Genomic DNA, 4572 nt, shown 5'->3' with positions numbered 1-4572 from the left:
CCCGGATCACGCCGATGAAGAAGACGGCCATGACGGCCGGGGGCAGGAGCGCGGAGACATAGTCCATGGATCCAGGGTAGCCACGTCAGCCCGCGGCGAGCTGCTGGGGGTTCGCCGGGGGCGGCGGGGCCGGCTTGCGGCGCGGGAAGACCTCGCCCGGGGTGGGGATCGGACGGGAGGGCTTCGGGGTGGCCGGGCCGGGCGCCGGGGCCGGGGCGGGCTTGGGGGCCGGCGGCTTGCGGGCGGGTTTCTTCTCGGGCTGCTTCTCCGGGCCGTCCTCGGCGGCTGTGCCGACGGAGGCGCAGCGGCCTCCGGGAATGGCCAGGAGGCGGGTGCGGGAGCCGGGAACAGCGGCCACGTGGAGAGGGGCGGGGGTCATGGCGGTGACCGCGCAGCGATCCAGGAGGGCCGCCGCGGCGGGGTTGCCGCGCAGGGCGCGGAGGGCGGCGAGGTCGTCGGGCAGAGGGCGGTAGCCGGCGCCCAGCGCCTCGTCCAGGAGGGCGAGGTAGCCGGCGGCGGTTCCGGGGAGGGCGGCGCGGTACCGGCCCAGGTCGGCCACGAGGAAGGCGCGCAGCCTGGCCCCCTCCCGCAGTGCCTCGTCGAGTGACTCTGCGAGGCGGAGACAGTCCTGGACGTCGTCGGCCGAGGCGGGGGTGGGGTCTAGGGCGAGGGCGAGAGCGCGGCGGAGCACACGCAGCTCCTCCACGCCGAACGCCATGCCGCCGCGGGATCCGTATGGCGTGGGCATGCGGCGACGATACGCGCTAATCAGACAAATCTCACATAGGGGGCGGGTGTGGCGTGGGGGACCACTCGGGTGGGCGGGACGGATGCCTCCGGCGGTCGGACCGGAGTGAGCACCTGCCCCCGAGTGACCCCCGGCGTCGCGACCGGAGCGCAGATGGAGGCAGCCGCGGGCAGCCGTGCCGGGAAGGGCGGGTCCACGTAGCTGGGGGCAGCCGCGCCGGAAGGGCACACGTCTCATGTAGCCACGGCCAGCCATGCCGGAACGGGGCACATCCATGCAGCCGCTGCCGGCGGCGCCAGAAGGACGCACGTCCACGCGCCCGCAGGCGGCCACGTGCGGAACGGCGCACAGCCACGGCGCAGCCGCGGCCAGCCGTGACAGGAGGGCGCTCACCCACGCAGCCGCAGGCAGTCGCGCCAGCAGGGGGCACAGCCACGACGCCGCCGAGGACAGCCGCGCCGGAAGGGGGCACGGCCGTGGCCGCGGGCGGTCGTGCCGGTGGGGCGGTGCGGGTGGGCGCGGTGGCACCTCGCCGCGCCGAGTCGCGCACCCACCCTGCCTCGGCGGCGACCGCCCGGGACCAGGCTCACATGCGCGACACGTTCCGCTCGTAGACCAGCCGCAGTCCGATCAGCGTCAGCCAGGGCTCGTGTTCGTCGATCACCGACGACTCGCCCAGGACCATCGGCGCGAGGCCGCCCGTCGCGATGACCGTGACGTCGTCCGGGTCCTCCGACAGTTCGCGGGCCATGCGGTTGACCACGCCGTCGACCTGGCCGGCGAAACCGTAGATGACACCCGACTGCATCGCCTCGACCGTGTTCTTGCCGATGACGCTGCGGGGCCGGGCCACCTCGATCTTGCGGAGCTGGGCGCCGCGGACGCCCAGGGCCTCCACCGAGATCTCGATGCCGGGTGAGATCACCCCTCCGACGTACTCGCCTCGCGCGCTGACCGCGTCGAACGTCGTCGCCGTGCCGAAGTCGACGACGATGGCGGGGCCGCCGTAGAGCTCGACCGCCGCGACCGCGTTGATGATGCGGTCGGCGCCGACCTCCTTGGGGTTGTCCATGAGGATCGGCACGCCCGTCTTGACGCCCGGTTCGACGAGGATGGCGGGCACGTCGCCGTAGTAGCGGCGCGTCACCTCGCGGAGCTCGTGCAGGACCGAGGGGACGGTGGCGCAGATGGCGATGCCGTCGATGCCGTCGCCCAGCTCGTCGCCGAGGAGCGGGTGCATGCCCATCAGGCCCTGGAGGAGGACGGCCAGTTCGTCCGCGGTGCGGCGCGCGTCCGTGGAGATGCGCCAGTGTTCGACGATCTCGTCGCCGTCGAACAGGCCGAGGACGGTGTGGGTGTTTCCTACGTCGATCGTCAGCAGCATGACCCGTACCCGCCCCTACTCCGCCGGCCGCAGGTCCAGGCCGATGTCCAGGATCGGCGAGGAGTGGGTGAGGGCTCCGACGGCGAGGTAGTCGACGCCGGTGTCGGCGTACGCCTTGGCGTTGCCGAGGGTGAGGCGGCCCGAGGCCTCCAGGGCGGCACGGCCCTGGACGATCGCGACCGCCTCCGCGCACTCGCCCGGCGTGAAGTTGTCCAGCAGGATCAGGTCCGCGCCGGCGTCCAGGACCTCGCGGAGCTGGTGCAGGGTGTCGACCTCGACCTCGATGGGGACCTCCGGGAAGTGCTCGCGGACCGCCTGGAAGGCCTGGGCGACGCCGCCCGCGGCGACCACGTGGTTGTCCTTGACCAGGGCCGCGTCCGAGAGGGACATGCGGTGGTTGACGCCCCCGCCGCAGCGGACCGCGTACTTTTCGAGGCTGCGCAGGCCGGGGGTGGTCTTGCGGGTGTCGCGGACCTTCGCCTTGGTCCCGTCGAGTGCGTCCGCCCACGCGCGCGTGGCCGTCGCGACGCCCGACAGGCGGCACAGGATGTTCAGCGCGCTGCGCTCGGCCGTGAGGAGGTCGCGGGTGCGGGTGGTCACGGAGAGGAGCATCTGGCCCGCTTCCACGCGGTCGCCGTCCTCCGCGTGGCGCTCGATCTCGAGCTCCTCCTCGCAGACCACCGAGATGACCGCCTCGGCGACGCGCAGACCGGCCACGGTGCCCGCCTCGCGGGCGGTGAAGTCCGCCGTGGCCACCGCGTCCTCGGGAATGGTCGCCACCGTCGTCACGTCCACGCCGTGGGCCAGGTCCTCCTGGAGGGCCACGTTGGCGATGTCCTCGACCTCGACGGGGTCGAGGCCGGCGTCGGCCAGGAGCTGGGCGAGTGCGGGGTCAAGGCCGCACTCCAGGTATACCTCGTCGTCCGCGCCGCAGGCGCAGCCGTCTCCGCAGCCTCCGGAGGAGGCGAGGGGAAGGTCGGGGGTGCTCACGTCGGTCACTGCTCCTGGGGGGCCTGGGGCGGGAGGGTCGTAGGGAAGTGTGTGGTGTCCGTGGTGTGCACGGCCAGCGTGCGGTCCGGGTTCAGGGTCACGACGATGTGGCGGCGCCAGGCCGCGTCGTCGCGCTCGGGGCGGTCCTCGCGCCAGTGGCAGCCCCGGGTCTCCTCGCGCAGCAGGGCGGCGGCGACCAGGACGCGGGCCACGCACAGGAGGTTGGTGGCCTCCCAGGTGTCGACGCCGGCCTCGGCCGTCTCGCCGTTCTCGGCCAGGGCCTCGCGGGCGTCGGTGTGCAGGCGCTGGAGCTGGTCGGCGGCCTTGGCGAGGGAGCCGGCCGAGCGCAGGACGCCCGCCCCGCCCGTCATGATCCGCTGGATCGTGAAGCGGGCCTGCGGGGTCTGCAGCGGATGCTCGGGGATCTCGGGGTGAGGGGCCGGCTGGGGCACGCGCGCGCGCACGCCGTTCGCCGCGATGTCGGCCGCGATGCGCTCGGCGTAGACGAGGCCTTCGAGCAGGGAGTTGGACGCCAGCCGGTTGGCGCCGTGCACCCCGGTGCAGGCGACCTCGCCGCACGCGTACAGGCCGGGGACGGTCGTACGGCCGTGGGAGTCGGTGCGGACGCCGCCGGAGGCGTAGTGCGCGGCCGGGGCGACCGGGACGGGGTCCGTGACCGGGTCGATGCCGTGGGCGCGGCAGGCGGCCAGGATCGTCGGGAAGCGGTGCTCCCACATCTCGGCGCCGAAGTGCCGGGCGTCGAGGTACATGTGCTCGGCGTCCTGCTCCTGCATGCGGCGCGTGATGCCCTTGGCGACGATGTCGCGGGGGGCGAGTTCGGCGAGTTCGTGCTGTCCGACCATGAAGCGGACGCCGTCGGCGTCGATCAGGTGGGCGCCCTCGCCGCGCACGGCCTCGGAGACCAGGGGCTGCTGGCCCTCCGCGTCCGGGCCGAGGAACAGCACGGTCGGGTGGAACTGGACGAACTCCAGGTCGCTGACCTCCGCGCCCGCCCGGAGCGCGAGCGCCACCCCGTCGCCCGTCGACACCGACGGGTTGGTGGTGGCGGAGAAGACCTGGCCCATGCCGCCGGTCGCGAGGACCACCGCGGGGGCGTGGACGGCCCCGACGCCGTCGTGCTGGCCCTCCCCCATGACGTGCAGGGTGACACCGGCGGTGCGGCCCTCGGCGTCCGTGAGGAGGTCCAGGACGAGCGCGTTCTCGACGGTGCGCATGCCCCGCGCGCGGACGGCCTCGACCAGGGCGCGGGAGATCTCGGCGCCGGTGGCGTCACCGCCGGCGTGCGCGATGCGGCGGCGGTGGTGGCCGCCCTCGCGGGTCAGTTCCAGCTCGCCCCCGGCGGACTCGTCGAACCGGGCGCCGGTCTCGATGAGGCGGCGTACCGCGTCGGGGCCCTCGGTGACGAGGAGGCGGACGGCGTCCTCGTCGC

The 4572-nt window shown here is 74.2% G+C and carries 4 protein-coding genes; all 4 read right to left on the bottom strand.

Features of this window, described 5'->3' with window-relative positions; all coding sequences use genetic code 11:
• Positions 1-85 precede the first annotated feature (85 nt).
• Positions 86-718 carry a hypothetical protein gene (locus ABZ281_RS39085; protein WP_356662751.1) on the bottom strand — a complete coding sequence of 211 codons (633 nt, stop codon included), beginning with the start codon at positions 716-718 and terminating at the stop codon, positions 86-88.
• A gap of 616 nt (positions 719-1334) precedes the next feature.
• Positions 1335-2132, bottom strand: coding sequence for a type III pantothenate kinase (locus ABZ281_RS39080; protein WP_031110806.1), 798 nt, complete (start codon positions 2130-2132; stop codon positions 1335-1337).
• 15 nt (positions 2133-2147) lie between these two features.
• Positions 2148-3122 (bottom strand): carboxylating nicotinate-nucleotide diphosphorylase, encoded by a 975-nt coding sequence (gene nadC / locus ABZ281_RS39075; RefSeq protein WP_356662750.1) that lies wholly within the window; start codon positions 3120-3122, stop codon positions 2148-2150.
• A 5-nt stretch (positions 3123-3127) separates the two neighbouring features.
• Positions 3128-4572: L-aspartate oxidase (locus ABZ281_RS39070; protein ID WP_356662749.1), on the bottom strand; the 1445-nt coding region annotated here is incomplete at its 5' end.

This window comes from Streptomyces sp. NPDC006265 (genome assembly GCF_040613555.1).
In the GTDB taxonomy this organism is placed as follows: Bacteria; Actinomycetota; Actinomycetes; order Streptomycetales; family Streptomycetaceae; genus Streptomyces.
The sequence above is the reverse complement of the archived record's forward strand: the minus strand, read 5'-3'. Positions and strand labels throughout refer to the sequence as shown.

What these genes read in the sequence shown, in the direction of transcription:
- ABZ281_RS39080 (WP_031110806.1), bottom strand. Translation starts at nt 2,132, where the DNA reads ATGCTGCTGACGATCGACGTAGGAAACACCCACACCGTCCTCGGCCTG.
- ABZ281_RS39085 (WP_356662751.1), bottom strand. Translation starts at nt 718, where the DNA reads ATGGCGTTCGGCGTGGAGGAGCTGCGTGTGCTCCGCCGCGCTCTCGCC.